This is a genomic window from Nonomuraea sp. NPDC049709, from assembly GCF_040674815.1.
GTDB lineage: Bacteria > Actinomycetota > Actinomycetes > Streptosporangiales > Streptosporangiaceae > Nonomuraea.
Genome location: NZ_JBFANM010000018.1, coordinates 99,559 through 121,491, shown reverse-complemented (window position 1 = coordinate 121,491; position 21,933 = coordinate 99,559). Strand labels below are relative to the sequence as shown.

At 71.5% G+C, this 21,933-nt stretch carries 21 protein-coding genes; 13 read left to right on the top strand and 8 right to left on the bottom strand.

Annotation, left to right across the window (positions count from 1 at the left end):
* Window positions 1-38 precede the first annotated feature (38 nt).
* Window positions 39-1,073, bottom strand: a complete 1,035-nt coding sequence (glpX, locus tag AB0J69_RS20025) for a class II fructose-bisphosphatase (RefSeq protein WP_364118920.1) — start codon at window positions 1,071-1,073, stop codon at window positions 39-41.
* Window positions 1,074-1,244: 171 nt separating this feature from the next.
* Here glpX and AB0J69_RS20020 point away from each other — a divergent pair, with 171 nt between their 5' ends.
* The 3 genes from AB0J69_RS20020 (at window position 1,245) to AB0J69_RS20010 (ending at window position 2,824) form a co-directional block, all read left to right on the top strand.
* Window positions 1,245-1,853 carry a TetR/AcrR family transcriptional regulator gene (locus AB0J69_RS20020; protein WP_364118917.1) on the top strand — a complete coding sequence of 203 codons (609 nt, stop codon included), beginning with the start codon at window positions 1,245-1,247 and terminating at the stop codon, window positions 1,851-1,853.
* Between the two features lie 11 nt (window positions 1,854-1,864).
* Window positions 1,865-2,395, top strand: a complete 531-nt coding sequence (locus AB0J69_RS20015; RefSeq protein ID WP_364118914.1) for a DUF4245 domain-containing protein — start codon at window positions 1,865-1,867, stop codon at window positions 2,393-2,395.
* Between the two features lie 198 nt (window positions 2,396-2,593).
* Window positions 2,594-2,824, top strand: a complete 231-nt coding sequence (locus tag AB0J69_RS20010; protein ID WP_364118911.1) for an exodeoxyribonuclease VII small subunit — start codon at window positions 2,594-2,596, stop codon at window positions 2,822-2,824.
* Between the two features lie 44 nt (window positions 2,825-2,868).
* Here the strand turns inward: AB0J69_RS20010 and AB0J69_RS20005 are convergent, their stop codons facing one another.
* A complete protein-coding gene (locus AB0J69_RS20005) occupies window positions 2,869-3,282 on the bottom strand; it encodes a nitroreductase family deazaflavin-dependent oxidoreductase (RefSeq protein ID WP_364118908.1) in 414 nt (137 codons plus the stop codon).
* Between the two features lie 82 nt (window positions 3,283-3,364).
* Here AB0J69_RS20005 and AB0J69_RS20000 point away from each other — a divergent pair, with 82 nt between their 5' ends.
* On the top strand, window positions 3,365-3,964 hold the full coding sequence (locus AB0J69_RS20000) for a TetR/AcrR family transcriptional regulator (RefSeq protein WP_364118905.1): 600 nt from the start codon (window positions 3,365-3,367) through the stop codon (window positions 3,962-3,964).
* On the opposite strand, the gene AB0J69_RS19995 is transcribed toward AB0J69_RS20000, so the two are convergent.
* From AB0J69_RS19995 to AB0J69_RS19985, 3 genes are read right to left on the bottom strand one after another with little or no spacing between them, the layout of a single operon-like run.
* Window positions 3,961-4,317 (bottom strand): VOC family protein, encoded by a 357-nt coding sequence (locus tag AB0J69_RS19995; protein ID WP_364118902.1) that lies wholly within the window; start codon window positions 4,315-4,317, stop codon window positions 3,961-3,963. The two genes, AB0J69_RS20000 and AB0J69_RS19995, sit on opposite strands and share 4 nt — an antisense overlap.
* Window positions 4,318-4,342: 25 nt before the next feature.
* On the bottom strand, window positions 4,343-5,566 hold the full coding sequence (xseA, locus tag AB0J69_RS19990) for an exodeoxyribonuclease VII large subunit (protein WP_364118899.1): 1,224 nt from the start codon (window positions 5,564-5,566) through the stop codon (window positions 4,343-4,345).
* Between the two features lie 27 nt (window positions 5,567-5,593).
* Window positions 5,594-6,364 carry a hypothetical protein gene (locus AB0J69_RS19985; protein WP_364118896.1) on the bottom strand — a complete coding sequence of 257 codons (771 nt, stop codon included), beginning with the start codon at window positions 6,362-6,364 and terminating at the stop codon, window positions 5,594-5,596.
* A 140-nt stretch (window positions 6,365-6,504) separates the two neighbouring features.
* Here AB0J69_RS19985 and AB0J69_RS19980 point away from each other — a divergent pair, with 140 nt between their 5' ends.
* Complete coding sequence (locus tag AB0J69_RS19980; protein ID WP_364118893.1) at window positions 6,505-7,470, top strand: 4-hydroxy-3-methylbut-2-enyl diphosphate reductase; 966 nt, start codon at window positions 6,505-6,507, stop codon at window positions 7,468-7,470.
* On the opposite strand, the gene AB0J69_RS19975 is transcribed toward AB0J69_RS19980, so the two are convergent.
* Together AB0J69_RS19975 and rmuC are read right to left on the bottom strand one after the other, a co-directional pair.
* Window positions 7,467-7,979, bottom strand: a complete 513-nt coding sequence (locus AB0J69_RS19975) for a DUF6542 domain-containing protein (protein ID WP_364118890.1) — start codon at window positions 7,977-7,979, stop codon at window positions 7,467-7,469. The two genes, AB0J69_RS19980 and AB0J69_RS19975, sit on opposite strands and share 4 nt — an antisense overlap.
* Before the next feature lie 14 nt (window positions 7,980-7,993).
* The gene (gene rmuC, locus AB0J69_RS19970; protein ID WP_364119078.1) at window positions 7,994-9,259 is read right to left on the bottom strand and encodes a DNA recombination protein RmuC; all 1,266 of its coding nucleotides are present in this window, start codon (window positions 9,257-9,259) and stop codon (window positions 7,994-7,996) included.
* A gap of 87 nt (window positions 9,260-9,346) precedes the next feature.
* On the opposite strand from rmuC, the gene AB0J69_RS19965 reads away from it, so the two are divergent.
* Window positions 9,347-10,075, top strand: a complete 729-nt coding sequence (locus AB0J69_RS19965; protein ID WP_364118888.1) for a hypothetical protein — start codon at window positions 9,347-9,349, stop codon at window positions 10,073-10,075.
* Window positions 10,076-10,086: 11 nt separating this feature from the next.
* Complete coding sequence (gene ychF / locus AB0J69_RS19960) at window positions 10,087-11,163, top strand: redox-regulated ATPase YchF (RefSeq protein ID WP_364118885.1); 1,077 nt, start codon at window positions 10,087-10,089, stop codon at window positions 11,161-11,163.
* A 70-nt stretch (window positions 11,164-11,233) separates the two neighbouring features.
* On the opposite strand, the gene AB0J69_RS19955 is transcribed toward ychF, so the two are convergent.
* The gene (locus AB0J69_RS19955; protein WP_364118882.1) at window positions 11,234-11,497 is read right to left on the bottom strand and encodes a hypothetical protein; all 264 of its coding nucleotides are present in this window, start codon (window positions 11,495-11,497) and stop codon (window positions 11,234-11,236) included.
* Window positions 11,498-11,691: 194 nt separating this feature from the next.
* Between AB0J69_RS19955 and AB0J69_RS19950 the strand changes: the two genes are divergently transcribed.
* From AB0J69_RS19950 to AB0J69_RS19925, 6 genes are all read left to right on the top strand, one after another.
* The gene (locus AB0J69_RS19950) at window positions 11,692-11,991 is read left to right on the top strand and encodes a hypothetical protein (protein ID WP_364118879.1); all 300 of its coding nucleotides are present in this window, start codon (window positions 11,692-11,694) and stop codon (window positions 11,989-11,991) included.
* Between the two features lie 576 nt (window positions 11,992-12,567).
* Window positions 12,568-13,335, top strand: coding sequence for a conjugal transfer protein (locus tag AB0J69_RS19945; protein WP_364118877.1), 768 nt, complete (start codon window positions 12,568-12,570; stop codon window positions 13,333-13,335).
* An 81-nt stretch (window positions 13,336-13,416) separates the two neighbouring features.
* Window positions 13,417-13,662: a hypothetical protein gene (locus AB0J69_RS19940; RefSeq protein WP_245642445.1), complete on the top strand. Its 246-nt coding sequence runs from the start codon at window positions 13,417-13,419 to the stop codon at window positions 13,660-13,662.
* Between the two features lie 54 nt (window positions 13,663-13,716).
* The gene (locus AB0J69_RS19935; protein ID WP_364118874.1) at window positions 13,717-17,091 is read left to right on the top strand and encodes a TcpE family conjugal transfer membrane protein; all 3,375 of its coding nucleotides are present in this window, start codon (window positions 13,717-13,719) and stop codon (window positions 17,089-17,091) included.
* 47 nt (window positions 17,092-17,138) lie between these two features.
* Entirely contained in the window at window positions 17,139-19,616 is a 2,478-nt protein-coding gene (locus AB0J69_RS19930) for an ATP-binding protein (protein WP_364118871.1), read from the top strand.
* Window positions 19,613-21,931, top strand: a complete 2,319-nt coding sequence (locus AB0J69_RS19925) for a type IV secretion system protein (RefSeq protein ID WP_364118868.1) — start codon at window positions 19,613-19,615, stop codon at window positions 21,929-21,931. Before AB0J69_RS19930 ends, AB0J69_RS19925 begins: the two co-directional genes overlap by 4 nt.
* Window positions 21,932-21,933: the final 2 nt, after the last annotated feature.

Genomic DNA, 21,933 nt, shown 5'->3' with positions numbered 1-21,933 from the left:
CCCGGTTCCCGGCTCTCCCCTGCCGGCCGGGCGGCGGCTCAGCCGGCCGTGTCGAAGTTGATCGCGCTGTACGCGCGCAGCTTCCAGAGCTGGTGCTCGCTCTCGATCTTGCGGATCGTGCCCGACCGGCCGCGCATCACCAGCGACTGCGTCATCGCCGATCCGGCGCGGAACCGTACACCCTGCATGAGCTCGCCCTGCGTGATGCCGGTCGCCGCGAAGAACACGTCGTCGGACCTGACCAGGTCGTTCGTGGTGAGCACCTGCCCGAGGTCGTGCCCGGCGTCGACGGCCTTCGCGCGCTCGGCGTCGTCGCGCGGCCACAGCCTGCCCTGGATCACGCCGCCCAGGCACTTGAGCGCGCACGCGGCCACGATGCCCTCGGGCGTGCCGCCGATGCCCAGCATCAGGTCGATGCCGGTGCCAGCGCGGGCCGCCATGATCGCGCCGGCCACGTCGCCGTCGGTGATGAACTTGATGCGCGCGCCCGTCTCCCTGATCTCCTTGACCAGCCGCTCGTGCCGGGGCCGGTCGAGCACGACCACGGTCACGTCGGACGGCGAGCAGTGCTTGGCCCGGGCCACCGCGTTGATGTTCACCGCCACGGGGGCCTCGATGTCCACCGCGTCGGCCGCCTCCGGACCGGTGACGAGCTTCTCCATGTAGAACACGGCCGACGGGTCGTACATCGAGCCGCGCTCGCTCACCGCGATCACCGACACCGCGTCGGGCATGCCGAGCGCCGTCAGCCGGGTGCCGTCAATGGGGTCCACCGCGACGTCGCAGTCGGGGCCGCTGCCGTCGCCGACCTGCTCGCCGTTGTACAACATCGGGGCGTGGTCCTTCTCGCCCTCGCCGATGACGACCACGCCGTTCATCGAGACCGTGCTGATCAACTGGCGCATGGCGTTCACCGCCGCGCCGTCCGCGCCGTTCTTGTCACCCCGGCCGACCCACCTGGCCGCCGCCATCGCGGCCGCCTCCGTGACGCGGACGAGCTCCAGCGCAAGGTTGCGATCGGGGGCGTGCTCGCTCGTCGCGAGCGCCGGCGGCACGGAAGTCTGGTCGGACATGATGGCTGGCCTCCTTGTGGGACATCTACGTCGATCGTAGTTGCCGGTCTCTTCCCGGCCAGAGGGGGATAATCTGCTAGGGGAAGAACGGATTTTGCGCTATACGCTGTGCGCGCCAAGGATCTTGCCTCCAACATGGAGCGTGGCGCCCCGCCGTGGAGGAGATCCCGTATGAGCGATGTGGAGAACGTGGTCGCCCAGCCGCGTACGTCCGAGCGTGGGGCCGCCACGCGCAGCTCCCTTCTGGCCGCGGCCCAGGAGGTCTTCATCTCCAAGGGATTCGCCGAGGCGGGCGTGACGGACGTGGTGGCCAGGGCCGACGCGAGCGTGGGGAGCCTCTACCACCACTTCTCCGGCAAGGCCGATCTCTACCTCACGCTGTGGGAGGAGTTCCAGGCCAGGCAGACGCAGCGGACCAAGCTCGCCGCCCGGGCGGCCCGCGCCTCCGGCGAGAGCGACCCGATGCACGTGTTCGTCAGCGCCGCCCGCGCCTACCTCGACGGCTGCCTGGAGGAGCGCGAGGTCGCCGCGCTGTTCCTGCGCGGCGACGGGCCGCCCGGCTTCGAGGTGATCATGCGTGACCGGCTGCGCAAGTGGGCGCAGCGCAACGCGGCGCTGTTCGAGGACGAGAAGGCGCTCGTCGTGGTGATCACGGGGGCGCTGGCGGCGGCCGTGTCCGAGGTCGTGCTCTCGGGCGATCGCGGCCTGGCCGAGGAGGTGCTCGCCATCATCGGCCAGATCCGCCCGGCCGCTTCGGCGACCGGTCCCTCCAGCGGGTAACCTCGCCAACTGTGCGACGGTTCACCCAAGGTCTGTACGGCTACGCGGTAGCCCTGTTCGTGTGCCTCGCGGGGGCCGGGCTGTTCCTGCTGGTCACCCCGCAGAGCCGGGATGAGCACATCCCGCGGCTCGACTACTCGATCACCGTCGCGAACTTCGGCCACTCGGTGCCGTACGGCGTGTGGGCCCCCAAGGGCGACCCGGCCGACTGGGTGCCCAACAGCAACCGGATCGCCAAGGGCGAGAACGGCGCGCAGGTCCTCTACCTCGGGTTCGCCACCGCCAAGCGGGAGCACGCGATGTTCGTGCAGAGCAACGAGCAGCCGGCGGCCGGGTTCGCCAGCCGCATGGCCAACACCGACAAGGCCACGGGCACGCTGCAGGTCGGCGGGGTCGCCTGGGAGCAGCGCTTCCGCGAGGACAAGAACCAGCGCTCGCTGGTGCGCGTGCTCCCCGACGTGACGCTGGTCGTCACCGGCACGGCCGACTGGACCGAGCTGGGCGAGCTGGCGGGCCGGCTCCAGCAGCGCCCGAAGGGCTGACGGCCACCGCTCCAGCAGCGGACGTAATGCTGGCGGCCACCGCTCCAGCGGCGGCCGAAGAGCTGGGGCGCGCCTCCGGAGGCGCGCTCCGGAGGTGCCCCCGGACGTGCTCCGGAGGTGCCCCCGGACGTGCTCCGGACGGCTGGGGCGCGCGTCCGGAGGCTGAGGTTGTCGGCCGGCGCGTCTAGGGTGGTTGGCGTGGCAGACGAGAAGGCACCCTCATACGAGCAGGCCCGCGAGGAGCTGACCGAGGTGGTGCGCCGCCTGGAGACCGGCGGGCTCACCCTGGAGCAGTCGATCGAGCTCTGGGAGCGCGGGGAGAAGCTGGCGGCCGTCTGCGAGGAGTGGCTCCAGGGGGCCAGGGTCAAGCTGGCCGCCGCCATGGCCCGCCGCTCCGAGCCCAACACCTCCGACGACGCGCCCTTCTAGGCCCCTCGGTTCCTCCGGCGGCGTGCCAGGTCCCGGAGGGGCGGTCAGGCGGCCGTTCTGAGCAGGGCCACCACCGGGATGCGACGGGTGGTCTTGGCCTCGTACTCGGCGAATCCGGGGGCCAGCGCCACCATCCGGGCGTAGAGCTCATCGCGCTCCTCGCCCTCGATGAACTCGGCCTTGACCCCGAACTCCTCCGTCCCCACCTCGACCTTCGCCTCGGGAGTGGCGCGCAGGTTGTGGTACCACGCGGGGTGGTTGTCGGCGCCGGCGTTGGAAGCGATGATCACGTAACGGTCGCCGTCCGCCAGATACATCACCGGTGTGGTGGTGGGCTTGCCGCTCCTGGCTCCCGTGGTCGTCAGCAGCACCAGCGGGGAGCCCTCGAACATGCCGCCGACCCGGCCCTCGTTGGCCCGGAACTCGTCGATGATCTGCTGGTTGAACTCGTTGGGCATTCTCGGCTCCTCGAAATCGGAGAACTCTCCGGTTGGAGTCTAATCGGAGAGTTCTCCGTTTACCAGCGATATGCTCGGCGGCGTGCGTGGACGTCGATCCCTGCCCGTCATCGGGCAGCCCCAGCCGGAACGGGCCGATGCCGCACGGAACCGGCAGAAGATCATCGAGGTGGCGGCGAAGATGATCGCCGAGAGCGGCGCCGAGGGCCTGTCACTCGACGAGGTCGCCCGCGTCGCCGGTGTCGGCGTCGGCACGGTCTACCGGCGCTTCGGCGACCGCGCGGGGCTGGTCCTGGCCCTGATCGACGAGCGGGAGCGGCAGTTCCAGTCCGCCTTCTTCGCCGGGCCGCCGCCGCTCGGCCCCGGCGCCCCCGCGGGCGAGCGGATCGTCGCCTTCCTGCACGCGCTGATCGATCGGATCGTGGCGCAGCAGGAGTTGTTCCTGGTGCTGGAGAAGGGCGGCAAGACGAACCGGTTCACCGGGCCGTACCGCGTGCACCACATCCACCTGGCCACCCTGATCGCGCAGGCCTGCCCGGAGGTCGACGCCCGCTACCTGGCCGACGCCCTCCTCGCGCCGGTCAACGCCTGCCTGATCGCCTTCCAGCGGGAGGAGCGCGGCATGACGGTCGAGGAGATCAAGTCCGGCCTCACCGCCCTGGCCGGGGCCGTCACCGGTTAGGTCATGAGGCAGAGCAGGTTGCCCTCGGAGTCCCGGAACGCGGCCATCCGGATCTCCTTGCCCGGCGTGCCGAACGTGCCGTCGTCGGTGAAGATCAGATGCGGCTCCTCGACGATCGCGACCTCGTTGGCCCGTAAGCGGGCCACGTCCGCCTCGAGGTCGTCGGAGGCGAGGTAGAGCACGGCCGAGGGGGCGCTCTTCTCGATCAGCAGGCGCACGCCGTCGAGGTCGAAGAAGGCCAGCCCGGGCGGCCGGTAGGTGGCGATGTGCCGCAGGCCCAGCACGTCGCGGTAGAAGGCGGTGGCCCTGTCGAGGTCGTCGGCGTGCTGGGCGACCTGCGTGAGTCCTCTCATGGGCCGACGGTAGACCTCGGGCCGGTCACTCGCCCCCGGTTTCGCCCGGCTCCTCCGCGCGCACGGTCAGGCGGTCGTCGGTCAGGCGGATCGTCAGCACGGTGCCGGGGGAGACGTCCTTCGCCAGGCGTACGACCTCGCCGGAGGGATGTTGCACGATGGCGTAGCCGCGCTCCAGCGTGGCCGCCGGGGACAGGGAGACGAGGCGGGCGCGCAGGTGGGCGAGGTCGTCGGCGGCGCGGTCGAGGGAGCCGGACAACGAGCGCCTGGCCCGGTCGCGCAGCGCCTCGGCCTGCTCGGCCCGGCGCTCCAGCTCGCGTACGGGATCGGCGAGCGAGGGCCGCGAACGCACGGACGTCAGCCAGGACATCTCCCGGTCGAGCCAGCCGCTGAGCACCCTGCGGCCCCGGTCGCGGAGCTGGCGCACCAGCGTGAGCTGCTCGCCCACGTCGGGCACGACCTTCTTGGCCGCGTCGGTGGGGGTGGACGCGCGCACGTCGGCCACCAGGTCGAGCAGCGGGCTGTCCTGCTCGTGGCCGATCGCGCTCACCACGGGGGTGCGGCAGGCGGCCACCGCGCGGACGAGCGTCTCGTCGGAGAACGGCAGCAGGTCCTCCAGCGAGCCGCCGCCGCGGGCGACGACGATCACCTCCACCGCGGAGTCGGCGTCGAGCTTGCGCAGCGCCTCGGTGACCTCGGCCACCGCGTACGGCCCCTGCACGGCCACTTCCTCGACCTTGAACCGCACGGCGGGCCAGCGCCGGCGGGAGTTCTCCAGCACGTCGCGCTCGGCCGCCGAGTCGCGGCCGCAGATGAGCCCGATCGTGCCCGGCAGGAACGGCAGCCGCCGCTTCCTGTCGGCGTTGAACAGCCCCTCGGCGGCCAGCAGCTTCCTGAGCCGCTCCAGCCGGACCAGCAGCTCGCCCACGCCGACCGGGCGCATCTCCAGCGCGGTGAAGGCGAACGAGCCCCTGTTGACCCAGAAGTCGGGCTTGACGTGCACCACGACCCTCGCGCCGTCGGACGGCCGCGGCTCGGTCGCCTCGTAGACGCCACGCGGGGCTGTGACCCTGGCGGACACGTTGGCGACGGGGTCGCGCAGGGTCATGTACACCGTGCCGCCACGCGCGCTCAGGTCGGTGATCTGGCCCTCGACCCAGACCGTGCCGAGTCTGCCGATCCAGCCGCCCACCATCTGCAGGACCGTGCGGATCGGCAGAGGAGACTCGGGCGTGGTCTTCGAGGTCATGGCGGAAGACTACGGGTTCGGTGTGACTTATTCCCCGGCCTGGAGCTTGGCGAGGCGGTTCTCGAACATCCGGATGACCTCGGGCCGCGCCGTCGTCGCCCGCTCGTACGCCAGGTAGTCGCCGATCTGCTCGGCGGACTTGCCGCGCATCCTGGCGCGCAGCGAGGCGACGGTGAGCTCGGAGTAGCCGGGCAGCGGCTCGGCCAGATCCACGGCCGCGGGGGCGGCCGGCTCGGGCGCCCGGGTGGGCTCCGCCGTGGCTGCGGCGGGCTCGGGCGCGGGCGCCGGCTCGGGCGCGGCCACCGGCTCCGCGGCCTTGGGGGCGGCCTCGGGAGCGGGGGCCGGCTCGGGGGCCGGCTTGGGGGCGGACTTGGGGGCGGACTTGGGGGCCACGTCGGTCTTGGTGGCGGACTCGGCCTTGGGGGCGGCCTCCGTCTCCGGCTCGGCGACGGTCACCGGCTCGGCCTTGCCCGCCGGCGCGAAGATGACCGGGTCGGGCTTGGTCTTGGCGACGCCGTTGGGCTCGGCGGTGCCGGACCGCGGCGCGAAGATGACCGGCTCCTTGCGCTCCGGCTTGTCCTCCTCGGCCTCCGCCGGGGCGACGGCCACCTGCTCGGCGGCGGAGGGACGGGAGTCGTGGACCTCCTCGCGCTCCTCCTCCTTGCGGCCGATGCCCTTGATGGAGTTCTTCATGCGGTCCACGAGCAGCAGCGCCTGGCCCGCGGCGCTGAGCGTGGTCTGGACGACGAGCAGGGGCAGGTCCTTCGCCTTCTCCTTCAGCTCGTCCTTGTTGGTCACGGTTCTTGCGATGTTGCGTATCACGTCGCTAAGGGACATGTACGTCTCCCTGGGAGGTCAGTATTGGACGGCTAGTCTGGCAAACCGCGGGCAACCACGCACGCGCGGGCCAGAAGGCCGCTCCACGTAGCATAGAAAGTATGGAGCCCCAGACCCCCACTTCCCGCCGAGTCCTCGTCGCCAAGCCACGGGGCTACTGTGCCGGAGTCGATCGAGCCGTGGTAGCGGTCGAGAAGGCTCTGGAGCAGTACGGCGCGCCGATCTACGTACGTAAGCAGATCGTTCACAACACCCACGTCGTCAAGACGCTCGAGGCCAGGGGCGCCATCTTCGTCGAGGAGACCGAGGAGGTGCCGGAGGGGGAGATCGTCGTGTTCTCCGCCCATGGAGTGTCCCCGGCCGTTCACGAGGAGGCCAGGCAGCGTCATCTGCGCACCATCGACGCCACCTGCCCGCTGGTCACGAAGGTGCACAACGAGGCGAAGCGGTTCGCCGCGAAGGACTACGACATCCTGCTGATCGGGCACGAGGGTCACGAGGAGGTCGAGGGCACCTCCGGTGAGGCGCCCGACCACATCCAGCTCGTCGACGGGCTCGACTCGGTCGACAAGGTGCAGGTGAAGGACCCGAGCCGGCTGGTGTGGCTGTCGCAGACCACGCTGTCGGTCGACGAGACCACCGAGACCGTCGCCCGGCTCAAGGAGCGCTTCCCCACGCTGATCGACCCGCCCAGCGACGACATCTGCTACGCCACGCAGAACCGTCAGGTGGCGGTCAAGGAGATCGCCGCCGAGTCGGAGCTCGTGATCGTGGTCGGCTCGGAAAACTCCTCCAACTCCAAGCGGCTGGTCGAGGTGGCCAAGGATTACGGCGCGCAGGCGTCCTACCTGGTCGACAACGCCGAGTTCATCCGCGACGAGTGGCTCGACGGCGTCACCACGGTCGGTGTGACCAGCGGTGCCTCCGTGCCCGAAGAGCTGGTCGACGAGGTGCTGGCGCGGCTGGCCAAGCACGGGTTCGGTGATGTGAGCGAGGTCGAGCCGGTGCAGGAGAGCATGCGCTTCGCCCTGCCTCATGAGCTGCGCAAGGACCTGCGCGTCTCCTAGTCCTCCCCGCGCGGGGTGCCGTAGACCTTGGGCTCGAAATAGCCCTCCGGTTCGGGTACGAACGGCTGGCGCGGGCGCGGCACCTCCGCCGCGCCCGCCTTCAGCTCTTCGCGCAGCTCGCGTACGTTGTCGCGGAGCCCCCGCCGCCACGCGACGCCCAGCACGATCGCCGAGCCCGCGAACAACCACGGCGCGCCCCGCGTCAGTGACGTGTAGAGCCCCAGCGCCAGCGACTGCACGATCGACACCGACCCGAAAGCCCGCCCGAGCTCGACGAACAGCGTGGCGCAGAAGAACACCAGCGGCGGCGTCACCACCAGCGACAGCAGCTCGCGCCGGTTGACCAGCAGGGCGCCGAGCAGGCTCGACAGCACGAACGCCGCGCCCACGACGTGGTCGACGTCGAGCACGGCCGTCAGCACATAGCCCGCCAGGGTGGCCACCAGGGCGAGCGCGATGGCGCCGCGCGCCGTCAACCTGACGGCAGAACGCCTGCCTTTCTCACCCACTCGGCCTCCCCCGTTTACTGTGACCCGTTGGCCAACTTACCGTTCGCGTGGGAAATCAGAGATGAGGTTTCGAGCAGTTCGGGGGAGGCCAGGGGTCTGGGCAGCGTCTCGAGCATCTCGGGGGAGTCGAGATCGCCGTCGACGACGCCCAGATCGTGCAGCTTGCGCGCGGTGACCAGGACGCGGCTTTCGAGCGACCCGACCGACTTGTTGTACGCCTCCACGGCCCGCGTCAGCGCCCTGCCCAGCGAGTCGACGTTGCGGCCCAGGGACGACAGCCGCTCGTACAGCTCCTTGCCCAGCTCGAACACCGCCCGCGCGTTCTCGCTCAGCGCGGCCTGCTGCCAGGCGTAGTGCGCGGTGCGCAGCATCGTGATCAGCGTCGTGGGCGTGGCGATGTGCACGCGCCGCGTCATGGCGTATTCCAGCAGCCCGGGATCGCGTTCGAGGGCCGGCGCCAGGAACGCCTCACCGGGGATGAACAGCACCACGAACTCCGGCGACGGGTTGAACCCCTGCCAGTAGGCCTTGGCCGCCAGCCGGTCGATGTGCTCGCGCACGTGCCGGGCGTGCGCGTCGAGGCGGACGGAGGCCAGCGACTCATCCGACGCCTCGGCGGCCTCCAGGTAGGCCGCCAGCGAGACCTTGGAGTCGACCACGATGTTCTTGCCCCCGGCCAGCCTGACGACCATGTCGGGCCGCATGGAGCCCTCGGTGACCTGCTCGTCGAAGTCGCAGTGGCGCTGCATGCCGGCGATCTCGGCGACCCTGCGGAGCTGCAGCTCGCCCCACCGGCCGCGCGCCTCGGGCCGCTGCAGGGCCCTGACCAGGGCGGTGGTCTGGGAGCGGAGCTGCTCGTGGCTCTGCCGGACGAACTCCATCTGCTTGACCAGCTCGGCCCGCGCCGCCCGCTGGCCCGACTCGGTGTCGCGAAGCTGCGCCTCGACCCGGGCGAGCGCGTCCTTCAGCGGCTCCACCAGGTGTTCGACGGCCTGCCTGCGCTGCTCCAGGTCGCCGGTGGCCTCGGCGCGGCTGGCCGCCAGCCTGGTCTCGGCCAGCTCCAGGAAACGTACGTTGTTGACGTCGAGCGCGCGCGTGGACAGGGCCTGGAAGCGCTCGGTGAGCTGCTCCTCGACGTAGACCAGCTTCTCGGCGGACGACCTGGCACGCGCGTCGGCCTCCGCCACCCGCACCGCCGCCCGCGTCCTGGCCACGAGGAACCCGATGACCAGCCCGACGGCGAGACCTATGAGAAGCGAGACGACGTCCACTCCATCGATGATTGCAGGACTTCGGGGCGCGGCTCTTCCCGACACGCTTGGGCGTTCCGCTTGTGCGGCATATGGGCTGTCACTCAGAGTACTGGGATGGACACGCTACCGAAGCTGGCCGCCGCCGGCGCCGCAGTGGCGGTCGCCCTGGTCGCGCTGGCCGGCGCCGTCATAGCCGGGTCAGGGGACGAGTCCGGAGCCGGGGCCGGGGTCCGGCCGGTGCTGCGCTGGTCGCCCGGCGCGTGCGTCACGGGCGGTTACGCGCTGATCGAGTGCAACGACGGGGAGTCCGAGGTGGTGGGGCTGGCCCCCGACCCGCCGGGGCCCGGCGACTGCCCGCTGGACACCGACGCCGTCCTGCGGGTCGGCGGGGGCCGTACGGCCTGCGTACGCAACTTCCTGGACCCGCACCCCGGCGCCCCCGGAGGGGGTGGCGGCCTGCTCAGGCCGGGCGACTGCGTCACGCTCGACGGCCGCGAACGGGCCTGCGCCCGGCCCGGCTGGTACGGCAAGGCGGTCGCGATCGTCCCGGCCGCCACCGGCTGCCCCGCCGGCACCCTGGACACCCTCGACGGCGACTCCCACGTGATCTGCCTGGGCCGGGGCGGCCAGGTGCTCGACCGGGGCGCGTGCGTCGCCGAGCCCGCCACCGACGTGATCGCCAGGTCCGCCGTCACCAGGGTGCCCTGCGACTCCCCGCACGCCTGGGCCAGGGTGCTGTCGTTCGAGGCCGCGCCGGGGGACTGCCCGCCGAGCTCGCGCCGTTACCTGCGCGCCGACGGTGGCTACCGTCCGGTGACCTGTCTGTACGTGCTCAGCAAGTAAACTCCCTCTCCGTGAGTCTCTCGATTGGCATCGTCGGCCTGCCCAACGTCGGTAAGTCCACGCTCTTCAACGCGCTGACCAAGACCGGCAACGCGCTCGCGGCGAACTATCCGTTCGCCACCATCGAGCCCAACGTGGGCATCGTCGGCGTGCCCGACGACCGGCTCCCCGTGCTGGCCGAGATCTTCGGCTCGGCCCGCATCCTGCCCGCCAAGGTCGAGTTCGTCGACATCGCGGGCCTGGTCAAGGGCGCTTCGGAGGGGCAGGGCAGGGGCAACCAGTTCCTCGCCAACATCCGCGACACCGACGCGATCTGCCAGGTGATCCGGGTCTTCGGCGACCCCGACGTCACCCACGTGGACGGCGAGATCTCCCCCAAGCGCGACATCGAGACCATCAACACCGAGCTGATCATGGCCGACCTGCAGACGGTCGAGAAGGCCATCCCGCGCCTGCAGAAGGAGGCGCGCAACAACAAGGACAAGAAGGCCGCGCTGGAGGCCACAGAGGCCGCGCTGGCCGTCCTGGAGACCGGCAAGACCATCTTCGAGAGCGGCCTCGACCGCGACGAGCTGCGCGAGCTCCACCTGCTGACGGCCAAGCCGTTCCTGTACGTGTTCAACCTCGACGCCGACGAGCTGATCGACTCGGCGCTCAGGGAGCAGCTGTCCACGCTGGTCGCCCCGGCCGAGGCGGTCTTCCTCGACGCCAAGATCGAGTCGGAGCTGGTCGAGCTCGACGAGGACGAGGCGCTGGAGCTGCTGCAGTCGGTCGGGCAGGAGGAGTCGGGCCTGCGCCAGCTCGCCAGGGTCGGCTTCGAGACGCTGGGCCTGCAGACCTACCTGACGGCCGGGCCGAAGGAGACCAGGGCCTGGACGATCCGGAAGGGCGCCACGGCGCCCGAGGCGGCCGGAGTGATCCACACCGACTTCCAGCGCGGCTTCATCAAGGCCGAGGTCGTCTCCTTCGAGGAGCTGGTCGAGGCCGGTTCCATCGCCAACGCCCGCTCGGCCGGCAAGGCCCGCGTCGAGGGCAAGGACTACGTCATGCGCGACGGGGACGTGGTGGAGTTCCGCTTCAACGTCTGAGCAGGCGTTCGCGGCAGGCTCGCCAAGGGCGCGGCCGGAGCTCCTTCCGCCGCGCCCTGCCGTTCCCCGCTCAGTTGGCGTGGACGAGCTGCTGGTCCCACGTGCCGCCGAGGCAGATGGCCATGCCCTCACCGACCGGCGTGACGGTGCCGCCGTCGTCGGTGCACTCGCCCGCGGGCACCCAGGCGGGCACCCTGGCGGGCACCAAGGCGGGCACCCTGGCGGGCACCAAGGCGGGCACCAAGGCGGGCACGGCGAGGGCGGGAGAGGCTGCGACGAGGGCGTACGCGGTGAGCAGAGCGGCGGGCGCGAGAGCCGCGGCGATTCGTCGCATGTCATGAGTCCAATCACCTAGAGCGAACCTTCGCTACGGTAGGTTACCGACGGCGACCGGCGGCGAAGCCCCCTTAGAGGTCTGATTCCCTGGGGACGACTGGACGTTTGTTCCGGGGACAACTGATGCGTCAACCACTTTGGGCCCCCGCGCGTCGAATCGTCACGGCGTTCACGCTGACTCGGGAGGCCCTCATGATCCGTCGCATCATCCGGAAACGACGCCCGGCGCCCACGCTCGCCGGCATCAGCCTCGAGGAGGAGCTCGCCCTCATCAGGGTCGAGCTCATGTACGGCCTGCGCGTCAACCGCGAGGCGTACCTCCGCAGGAAGGTCGACGAGCGGAACGAGATGGCGACGCGGATGCGGGAGCGCGAGCCCGCCGAGATGCTGGCCGATCTGCGCGGCTCGCTGGAGCGGGCGGTCCGGCCCACGGTCGTCGATCTGCACAGCAGGCGCCAGGCGCGCTCCACCCAGGACCCAGAGCCGGCCTGACCTGGACCCCCTCCGCTCGCGATCCATGCCGAATCCGCAGGCCGCGACAGTCCATGCCTGTTTTGGACAGGAATCCATGGCCGTCCCGCTATGCGATTTTAGGCGTCTGGCCTGGTCAGAAGCCGATTCCACCGGGAATTGACAGGAATCGGCACTGTGGCCTGTCATGCGGGCCCGGTTTGCCGTCAGGACGGTCATGCCGCAGCATGGGCGTGGCTTTCCTGGAACAATGGCGGAGACCGGATAGGGTGACTACTTCACCGCGGATGATGGGGATCGGCAACGGACGACACCGCGCCAGCCGGGGGGATCGGCGCGAGCGGAGGCGTGATGGCTCGTAGGTCTACCGTCCAGCACGATCCTCGGATCGCTGACGGGCCCGGGCTTTCCGCAACCCTGGACACGGCTGACTTCGACGCGCCGCCGCCCCGCCGGCCGCGGCGCGGCGGCTGGTCGGGTGGCGGCGGACGGTGGCTGGTGTGGACCGGCCGCATCATTCTCTGGGCGCTTATTGTGGTTATCGTGGTGAATGGGATTCGTGCCCCATTTGAGCGGTTTACCCAGCAAGAGCCTGCAATGTCCAATGGCGCCGTGCAGGCGGACAAGGGGTTCCCCGCAGACCGCGGCATGGCTTTCGCCGCACAGTTCGCCGGGGTCTATCTCAATTTCAACCCGGAAGACGCGGCCAGCAGGTCGAACAAGCTGGCGGCGTTCCTGGCCGAGGGCATGGACCCGCAGTTGGGCTGGGACGGCTACGGCCAGATGGCGGCCGTCGCGATCCAGCCGTACGACATCGAGCCGACCGACGACCACAACGCCGTGGTGCGCGTGGCGTTCCAGTCGGGTCCGCGCAGGATGATGCTCTCGGTGCCGATCTACTACGCCGGCGACGCCGGCGGGCGCTTCGTCGTGGCGGGCAGCCCGGCGATCCTGCCCGCGCCGCCCCCGGCCGACCTCCCCCAGGTCGCCCGGCCGGAGACGGACGACGCGGCCGCGGCCGAGCTCAAACCGCAGCTGGAGGGCTTCTTCAAGGACTACGCGTCCGGCGACGCCGCCGGGCTGCAGCGCTATGTCGCCGCGGGCAAGAGCCTGCCCAGCTTCGGCGGCGCGTTCGCCTTCTCACAGCTCAAGGAAGTCGTGGTGCCTGTGGGGGGTGCCACCCGAGAGATCCAGGCGGTCGTGGTGTGGGCCGTGCGGAGCGGCGACGCCCCGCCCACTCCCAGCACCACCGACCCCACGGCGGTCGGCGGCACGCTGGAGCAGGTCTACCGCCTGACCGTCGAAAAGCAGGGCGACAAGTGGTTCGTCGCCGACATCCGCGGCGCCGGCCGGGTCGTTGGATAGAAGCACGGCCGCGCTGCTGATCGGTACCCCCCGGGAGGACGAGAAGTGACCTTGAAGACCATAGTGTTCACCTTGATCGAAATGACGCCGACACCGACGTCGACCGGCATTGACACCGGAGGGCTCGCCGACTTCCTGCGTGCGTTCTTCGCCCCGTTGTTCCTCGTTGTCGTCTCCGTGGTCGCGCTCTTCTTCCTCTTCACCCGCGAGATCACGCGGTTCGTGCAGTTCCTGATCCTGGCCGTGGCCATCGGAGTGATCTTCTACGTTCCCAACATCATCGAGGTGACGGCGAAGGCGATCGCGGGCGCACTGGGCATCAGGTAAGGGTTGAGACCGCTCCGCGGCGGTCATGTACGAGCGGGTGGAGAGGAGGACCGCGTGGACCTGCCCACGTACACGAACATCTGGCGGATAGAGAAGCGGCTCTACAAGCTGTACGACCTACGGCTGCCGATGCCGCTGCCGATCGTCTGGATCGGCGTTTTCGTCGGGGTGTTCGTCCCGTGGTCGCTCCTGCTGGTCCTGGTGGGCGTGCCGGTGGAGATGCCCTGGCACGTGCTGTTCCTGGTGCCGCCGGGCATCGTGACGTGGTTGTCCACCCGTCCCGTCATCGAGGGCAAGCGGCTGACCGAGCTGCTGGAATCCCATCTCCGCTACCTGGGCCAGCCGAAGGCGTGGTACCGCCTGGCGCCCACGTCGGAGCCCGAGGCCGTCACGTTCTCCGGCCGCGTCTGGCGCACGACGCCGGTGCGGGCCAAGTCGAAGGCGCCGCGCAAGGCCCGCCGGCAGCAGCGCGGGCGCGAGGGGCAGCGGATCACCGGGCCCCGGCAGGTGCGTCCCGCCGTCGCCGCCGCGGCGGCCGCGGCATCGCAGGCGCCCGTGGCGGAGCCGCCCACCCGTACGGGCTGGGGCGCCCGGCGCGGCGCTGCGCCCGCTCTCAGGGCACGGACCCGTCATCAGGCTGCCGGATCCCCGGCAGGGCCGGTACGGCGCGAGGAGGGGCTCTCAAGGGCTCCTGGGCGGCGTCAGGAGCAGCCGGTGGCGCTCCACGACGAGCCGACCGGCACGGGGATTCCGCCGGCGCCGGCATCCGCGTCGGCCCCTGGGTCGGCGACGGCCGAACGCGAGCCCGCCGTGCGCGACAGGGAGATCGTCCGGCCGGTTGACGCGGGCCATGAGGCAGTCGTACGGGAGGCGATCGGCGGCCGTGCACTGCCTGCCCGCGATCCGGCCGACCGTTCGGCCGGTGGTCGCGAGGTGGCCGGTCGTCCGGCCGCCGGTCATGAGGTGGCCGTCAGCGAGACAGCTGGTCGTGAGGTGCATGGCCGCGATTCGGCCGGTCGTGAGGCGCGTGGTCGTGAGGTGACGGCTCGTGCAGCGGCGGATCGTTCGGCAGCGGATCGTTCGGAGGCGGATCGCGAGGCGGGTGGTCGGGCGCGTGCGGGCCGGGAGGTCGCTGCCGGGGCACAGGGTGCGCCGGAGGTCGGGACCGCGCATGGGGAGATGAGCGCCGAGGCTCTGGCCGCGCGTGAGGCGAGCGTGCCGATCAGGACGACGGAGAGCCGCAAGCCCGCCGCGGGCAAGCCCATCGACACCGAGGCGCTGCGGCGGTTGCGGCGGCTCGCGGCGAGTGCCGACGCCCCGGCCGGTACGACTGGGCGGGCCGAGGGTGGCGTGCGCCGGGAAGGGGAGCGGCCCCAGGACGAGGTCGCCAGGGACCAGCACAGGAAGGGGCAGCCGCCGAGGCTCGCCCCCGGGCTGGTGCTGTCGGGCGCGCAGCGGGTCTGGCCGCCGCTCAACCCGGACGCCAAGCCCCTGCCCCGTCCCGTGACTCGCCGAAACCAGACCTCCGAGGACGTGCCGGGGAACGGGCGCCCGCCGGGAGACGCTCAGGCGGGGGCTGCGAGCCGCACGCCGGGCAACTCGGGCGACGAGCCGCAGGACGTCGTGCAGCAGGCGCCCGCTGCGGCGGAGGCCCAGGTGACCGACGCCGCTCTGGAGCCGGAACCGGCGACGAGCGCCGGCACGGCCAGGACGGTGAGCAGCGGTAGCACCACGACGGCGGACGACGGCAGTGCCGTGGCGGGTGCTGGTGGTGCTGCGGCTGCGGGTGATGGCAGCGCCAGGGCGGCGGACGCCGGTCGCGCCATGACGGCCGGTGACGGCGGTGCGGCGCTGGCGGGCGACGGCGACGATGCGGTGGCAGGCGACTCCGGAGCCGCCACAGCGGGCGACGGCAGCGCAACGGTGGCAGGTGACCGCCGAGCCGACGCTGCGGGCGATGGCGGTGGCGCGACGGTCGATGATCGTCCCCGTGCGGTGGCGGGAGATCGAGATGCGTCTGCGCATGATCGTGCGGTGCCTGCCGAGTCGGCCGATGCGCCGGCGGAGGCGCTGGTGCCTCCCGCCGTGAGCGAGCGGCGGGCGTCCCGTGCCGTGGCGGCGGAGCAGGCTGTGACGGTGGAGCACGCCGACGCGGCCGAGCAGGCTGTGGCGGAGGAACAGGCCGTGGCGGCGGCGGAGGAGCCGGCGTCTTCGGTCGAGGGTGAGCGCGAGGCGCCTGAGGGCGTAGGCGGGCGCGAGGCGACCCCGGCCGTGGGGAAGCGTGGGGCGACCCCGGCTGTGCGTGGGCGCGAGACGCCGTCGGTGGGCAGCGGGCGCGCGGGTGACCGTGGCGAAGGGCGGGAGGCGCCGAAGCTTGAGGTGGCGGCCGAGGGGGTCGGTCGGCCACCGCACGAGCCGGATGAGTTCGGGGAGATCGTCACGCCCGTTCCGGTTCCCAGGCCCGGGGAAGGTCGGGTGCGGAGGGTCGAGTCCGTCGTCGGACGGGACTCCGGCGGCTGGCGGCGTATCGCGCAGGTCGTCGTCGGCGGGGGCGGGGTGCGTACCGACGGGTCCGAGATCGACGAGGCCAGGGCCCGGGGCGTGTTCAGCGGCGGTCGCAGGATCGTCGTGCTGGGGTGCACCGGCGGCGCCGGTCAGAGCACCACGGCGCTCATGCTCGGCCACACCTTCGCCCAATACCGTGACGACAGGGTCGTGGCCGTCGACGCCAACACCGGCGGCGGCACCCTGACCAGCAAGATCCAGCCGGAGACCCCCGAGACCCTGACCTCGTTGCTGTCGGGGCTCGACCGGGTCAGCGGCTATCTCACGATGCGGGGGTACACCACGCGGACCGCCTCGGGGCTCGAGGTGATCAGCGCGGACACCGACGCGGGCGCCGAGCAGCGCCTGGCGGACCGGTCCTTCTTCTCCGACCACCGGCTCGGCGAATCCATGCGCCTGCTCGACCGCCACTACAAGCTGGCCGTCATCGACCCGGCCGCCGCCCTGGCGGCCAGGTTGCTGCCGTACGCGGACCAGCTCGTCCTGGTGGTCCCGGCGAGCGAGGAGGCGTCGGAGGCGGTGGCGATGACGTACGAGTGGCTCGACGGGCACGGCTGCGCGGAGCTGCGCAGGCGGGCGGTGATGGTGGTCAACGGCGTCAGCAGGCGCTCCATGACCGACGTCGAGCAGGCGGAGTCGGTGGCCAGAGGCAGGTGCCGGGCCATCGTCAGGGTCCCCTGGGAGGACGACCTGGCGCCCGGCGGCGCGGAGGTCGTCGATCCCGGGCAGTTGCGCGCGGCCGGGCGGCGGGCCTATCTCGCCCTCGCCGGTGTCGTGGTCGCGGGCTTCGCGGCACAGACCGTACGACCGAGCGAAGAGGAGTTGGCGAGTGACCCCCCGGGCACGAGAATCGGTGAGCGATAAGTGAACAAGCGAGCAGGTCTGGCCCGTTCATGCGCCGAGGGGGCGGCATGAGCAGGGCGTCTCGAGCGCGCCAGCGCCTCGCGGTCCGCTACTTCGACGACCGCATCCTGCTCACAGACACCTGCGCATGGGCGTATTTCCGGCTCCCGACGGTCAGCTACGAGTTCGTCACGCCCGAGGAGCGCGAGGCACTGGCCACCAACATCACGATCGCGCTGGCCGCGATCAGGATGCCCGACGCCGAGGTCCACCTGAGGGTCGCGCACCGCACGTACCCCGCGGCGGAGTGGGCGATGGCGCTGAACGCCACGTCCGACGAGGGGCCTGGCTGGCGCGACTACCTGGAGGAGATGTACCGGCACGTCTGGGCCAAGGACTTCTGGTCCAAGGAGGTCTACCTCGGCGTGCGGCTCGGCCCGCGTGGCAAGCAGCTCGGCAGCGGCGTGCTCTCCCAGCTCTTCGGCTTCTACCAGAAGACCGAGAAGGCGCTGGGGATGGAGGACGACCACGTACCCGACAGCGAGATCGGGCGATGGACCGAGCAGGCCGAACGCCTCGGGCGAGCGCTCGCATCGAGCGCTCTCTACGCCCGTCACGCCACCTCCGTCGAGGTGGCGTGGTTGTTCCAGCACTCGGCCGCGGGCGCGCTCGGCGACCCGCCGAGGTCGGCGAGCCCGAGGCGGCGCTGGGGCAGGGGAGAGATCGAGTCGCTGGTCGAGGGTGAGATCCACAACGGCAGGTCGTTGTTGCGGATCGTGCAGCCGCAGGGCGACTCGTACGTGGCCCACCTGTCGTTCGCGCGATTCCCCGACCTGATGCCGTTCCCCGACGGCGAGCCGTGGCTGCACTTCGCGGACCAGCTGCCGTTCCCGGTGGAGGTCTCCTCGCGCATGCGGCTGATCCCGCCGGTCAAGGCGTCGAAGGACGTGGCGCGCAAGCTGGCGCACGCCCGCGACATGGATCACCACATCCGCGAGGCCGGGGCGGAGGCGCCGCTGGCGCTGGCCGAGCAGATCGACGCGGCCCGGATGCTGGAGCACGGCATCACGAAGGAGCGGCTGCCCTTCGTGTACGGCTGGCACCGCCTGATCGTGTCGGCCCCGACCGAGGAGATCTGCGTGCAGCGGGTTGAGGCCGTGGTCGAGCACTACCGCGACATGGGCATCGACGTGGTCAACTCGACCGGCGACCAGTTCTCGCTGTTCTGCGAGGCGCTCCCGGGCGAGAAGGTACGCGTCAACGCCTACGCCCAGCGCCAGCCCCTGCGGACGATCGCCGGCGGCATGGCCACGGCCACCGTCGACCTCGGCGACCGGCTGGGGGACGGCAGCGAGGGCTGGCTCGGCCCGTACATCGGCGAGACCGTCGGCAGGGCCCGCAGCATCGTGCACTTCGACCCGCTGGTGGCGGCCACCCGCAACCGGCCGACCGCCATCGCGATCACCGGCGAGCCGGGCGGCGGCAAGACCACGCTCGCGCTGCTGATGATCTACCAGATGGCGCTGCGCGGCGTGACCGTCGCGGTGATCGACCCGAAGGGCGACGCGGAGTCGCTGGTGCAGCTGCTGGAGAAGCGGGGGCGCCGGGCGCGGGTCATCCCGCTCGGCTCGGCCGCTCCGGGGCTGCTGGACCCGTTCTCGTTCGGCGACGACATCGCGGCCAAGAAGACCATGGCCACCGAGACGCTCCGGCTGCTGCTGCCCCGCATGTCGGAGGAGCGCGAGTCGGCGATGATCCAGGCGGTGGCGGCCGTGTCGAACGGCGAGGACCCCTCGCTCGGCAAGGTCGTGGACTTCCTGGAGCAGTCCGAGGACCCCGCGTCGAAGAACCTGGGCGCGGTGCTGCGCTCGATGTCGGAGATGCGCCTGGCCCGGCTCTGCTTCGACCCCTCCGGCGGCGACCAGATCGACAGCGAGGGCTGGACGACGGTGTTCACGCTGGGCGGCCTGACGCTGCCCGACGTGGCCACGACCAGGGAGGATTACTCCTACGAGCAGCGGCTGTCGGTGGCGCTGCTCTACCTGGTGTCCCAGTTCGCGCGCAGGCTGATGAACGGCCTCGACCGGCGCGCCCCCAAGGCGATCTTCCTGGACGAGGCGTGGGCGATCACCTCCACGCCCGAGGGCGCCAAGCTGGTGCCGGAGGTCAGCCGGATGGGCCGCTCCCGCAACACCGCTCTCGTGCTGGTGTCGCAGAACGCGGGAGACCTGCTGAACGAGCAGGTGACCAACTGCCTGTCGTCCGTCTTCGCGTTCAGGTCCACGGAACGGGTGGAAGTGGACCACGTCATGTCCCTGCTCGGGGTGGAGCCGTCGGAAGAGCACAAGGCCGTGCTGCGCTCGCTGGGCAACGGCGAATGCGTATTCCGCGATCTGGATGGCAGGGCGGGCCGGATCGGAGTAGACCTGGTCTCCGAGGAACTTCTCCGCTGGCTCGACACGAACCCGACACACGACAAACCCGACGGCGCCGGGCATGATGATCTTCAAGGGGGCGTGGGCAGAGCGCAGGAGGTACGGTCATGAAGATCCGGCTATCCCGACGACTCGCGCTGGTTCTCGCGCTCGTCACCGGCGTCCTGGTGGTGCCGCTCATGCTGGGAGCGGTGTCCACGCCGGTCGCCGCGGCCCCCTGTGATCTGTCAGGCCCGCTGTCGCCCGAGATGGTCGGCAGTGGCGTCGACGGCCTCATCCAGGCACCGGCCACGGCGGCCGCCCCGCAGGCACCGGCCACCAACTACGGCCAGTTCGGCATGAGCGGCCAGTTCTGGCACACGCACGAGCTGACCTGCTCCGACTACGTGGCCGTGCTCGGCAACATGTGGGCCAACGGCATCTTCACCGCGGCCAAGGCGGTCGACCGGCTGACGATCACCACGTACCAGGCGGCGGCGACGGAAGGACCGCTCCAGTCCATCAAGGACGTCGTCGACGACATCATCACGAACCTGTCCAACGCCATGTACTGGCCCTACCTCCGCCCCATCGTCATCCTGGGCGCGATCTGGCTGGCCTGGTACGGGCTGATCCGCAAGCGGGCCACCACGACCGCCGAGGGCGTTATCTGGATGGTCCTGGCGGTCACCGTGGCGGTCTGGTTCTTCAGCCGTCCCGGCGACTTCACCGGCCTGGGCAAGGTCATCACCGACAAGACCGGCGAGGTCGTCAACTCGGCCTTCTCCGGCCTGCCCGGCGCCGGCGGAGCCTCCTGCCTGCCGCCGCCCGGCGAGGCAAACCCGCAGGTCAAGGCGGGCGGCTACGGCCAGACCGGCACGCCGGGGGTCGACCAGAACGCCGACGCCCTGTGGTCCACGCTGGTCTGCAAGCCGTGGCTGGTGGGCCAGTTCGGCACCGCCGACCCCGCGCAGCCCATCGTCCGCGACTGGGGCCGCAAGGTGCTGGAGTGGCAGTCGGTGCCACAGGTCGTGGCCGGGCAGCCGGCTCCCGACGTGGGGGCCCGCCAGTCCGAGTACGCCGCGCTGGCCGACAAGCTCAGGAACGACCCCCGCTACGCCACCTTCTCCGGCAGAGACTGGTCCAACCGGCTCGGCGTGGCCGTCGGCGCGTTCATCGCCGCGCTGGTGGCCGGGACGCTCATCTTCCTGGTGGCGGTGTCGCTGCTGGTGCTGAAGGTGGGCTTCCTGCTGCTGCTCATCCTCGGGCCGATCTTCCTGCTGATCGGCGTGCATCCGGGCAGCGGGCGGATCGTCGCCATGCGCTGGGTGGAGATGCTCATCGGCACGCTGCTGAGACAGGCCGTGCTGACGATCGTGCTGAGCGTCCTGGTGTACGGGTACGCGCTCATCATCTCCACGGCCATGCCATGGGGCATGCAGGTGCTGTTCATGGCCCTGCTGACGATCGCGGTGTTCTTCTACCGGCGCCCGTTCCAGCACCTGTTCGCCTCGATGAGCGGCCACACGGTCACCACGCGGATGCTCGGCGAGGCCGCGAGCTCGTCGGTGCTGGAGCGGTCGGCGGGCGCGCTGCCGCCGGTCGCCTCGGCCCGGATCGGCCGCTGGGGCCTGCGCAAGGCCGAGCCGCTCATCAGGGCGGCCGGCGCGGCCAATCCGGCGGGAGCGGCGGCCACGGCGGCGGCGAGCGGGCAGGTACGCGTGCGCGGCGAGGAGGGCGAGGGCGCCGCCTCCGGTGCCCGGCTCCCGGCCACGGCCGCGCCCCTCGACACCGACCAGCAGGGCGGCAAGGCGGCTGGCCGGGCTCCGCTCGAACCGCGCAGGGGCACCGCGCCCCCGCTCAACCTGGGCGCGCCCACCCGCACCAGGGGTGCCGCGGCGGGAGGCCCCAGGACCGGCGGCTCGGGCGCCGCTTCCGGCGCGTCGGGCGCGTCCGGCGGGGGCGGTTCCGGTGGCTCGGGCGGTGGCTGGTTCGGCGGCGCGTCCGGTGGCGGCTGGGCCCGGCGTGGCGGCTCGGGGGGCGGCTCGGGCGGTGGCTCGCGCACCCCGGCCTCCAACGGTTCGCGCGGCTCGCGCTTCGGCGGCTCCGGCGGCGGCTCGCGTACCGGCGGGACGCGCTCGCGCGGCTCGGGCGGCGGGCTGTTCGGCGGCGGATCGGGCGGATCCGGTGGCTCCAGGGGGTCGAACGGCTCGCGTGGCTCCGGCGGCGGCCTGTTCGGCGGCTCGTCCCGCTCGGGCGGCGGCGGGTCCCGGTCCGGTGGCGGCGCCTCGTCCGGCCCCCGGATCTTCAGCTCCGACGAGCCGTCCTCCCGCACCTCGGAGGCGCCGCCGCTCTGGCTGCGCAGCAGCGGCAACGGCGGCGGCTCCGGAGGCGACAGCCCTTCGGTGCCCTTCTGGCTCAAGCCGAACAACCCGGACAAGGACTGATA

What these genes read in the sequence shown, in the direction of transcription:
- xseA (WP_364118899.1), bottom strand. Translation starts at nt 5,566, where the DNA reads ATGACCTCGAAGACCACGCCCGAGTCTCCTCTGCCGATCCGCACGGTC.
- AB0J69_RS19925 (WP_364118868.1), top strand. Translation starts at nt 19,613, where the DNA reads ATGAAGATCCGGCTATCCCGACGACTCGCGCTGGTTCTCGCGCTCGTC.
- glpX (WP_364118920.1), bottom strand. Translation starts at nt 1,073, where the DNA reads ATGTCCGACCAGACTTCCGTGCCGCCGGCGCTCGCGACGAGCGAGCAC.
- AB0J69_RS19965 (WP_364118888.1), top strand. Translation starts at nt 9,347, where the DNA reads ATGGACACGCTACCGAAGCTGGCCGCCGCCGGCGCCGCAGTGGCGGTC.
- AB0J69_RS19940 (WP_245642445.1), top strand. Translation starts at nt 13,417, where the DNA reads ATGACGCCGACACCGACGTCGACCGGCATTGACACCGGAGGGCTCGCC.
- AB0J69_RS19930 (WP_364118871.1), top strand. Translation starts at nt 17,139, where the DNA reads ATGAGCAGGGCGTCTCGAGCGCGCCAGCGCCTCGCGGTCCGCTACTTC.
- AB0J69_RS19945 (WP_364118877.1), top strand. Translation starts at nt 12,568, where the DNA reads ATGTCCAATGGCGCCGTGCAGGCGGACAAGGGGTTCCCCGCAGACCGC.
- AB0J69_RS20005 (WP_364118908.1), bottom strand. Translation starts at nt 3,282, where the DNA reads ATGCCCAACGAGTTCAACCAGCAGATCATCGACGAGTTCCGGGCCAAC.
- AB0J69_RS19950 (WP_364118879.1), top strand. Translation starts at nt 11,692, where the DNA reads ATGATCCGTCGCATCATCCGGAAACGACGCCCGGCGCCCACGCTCGCC.
- AB0J69_RS20020 (WP_364118917.1), top strand. Translation starts at nt 1,245, where the DNA reads ATGAGCGATGTGGAGAACGTGGTCGCCCAGCCGCGTACGTCCGAGCGT.
- AB0J69_RS19955 (WP_364118882.1), bottom strand. Translation starts at nt 11,497, where the DNA reads ATGCGACGAATCGCCGCGGCTCTCGCGCCCGCCGCTCTGCTCACCGCG.
- AB0J69_RS19980 (WP_364118893.1), top strand. Translation starts at nt 6,505, where the DNA reads ATGGAGCCCCAGACCCCCACTTCCCGCCGAGTCCTCGTCGCCAAGCCA.
- AB0J69_RS19995 (WP_364118902.1), bottom strand. Translation starts at nt 4,317, where the DNA reads ATGAGAGGACTCACGCAGGTCGCCCAGCACGCCGACGACCTCGACAGG.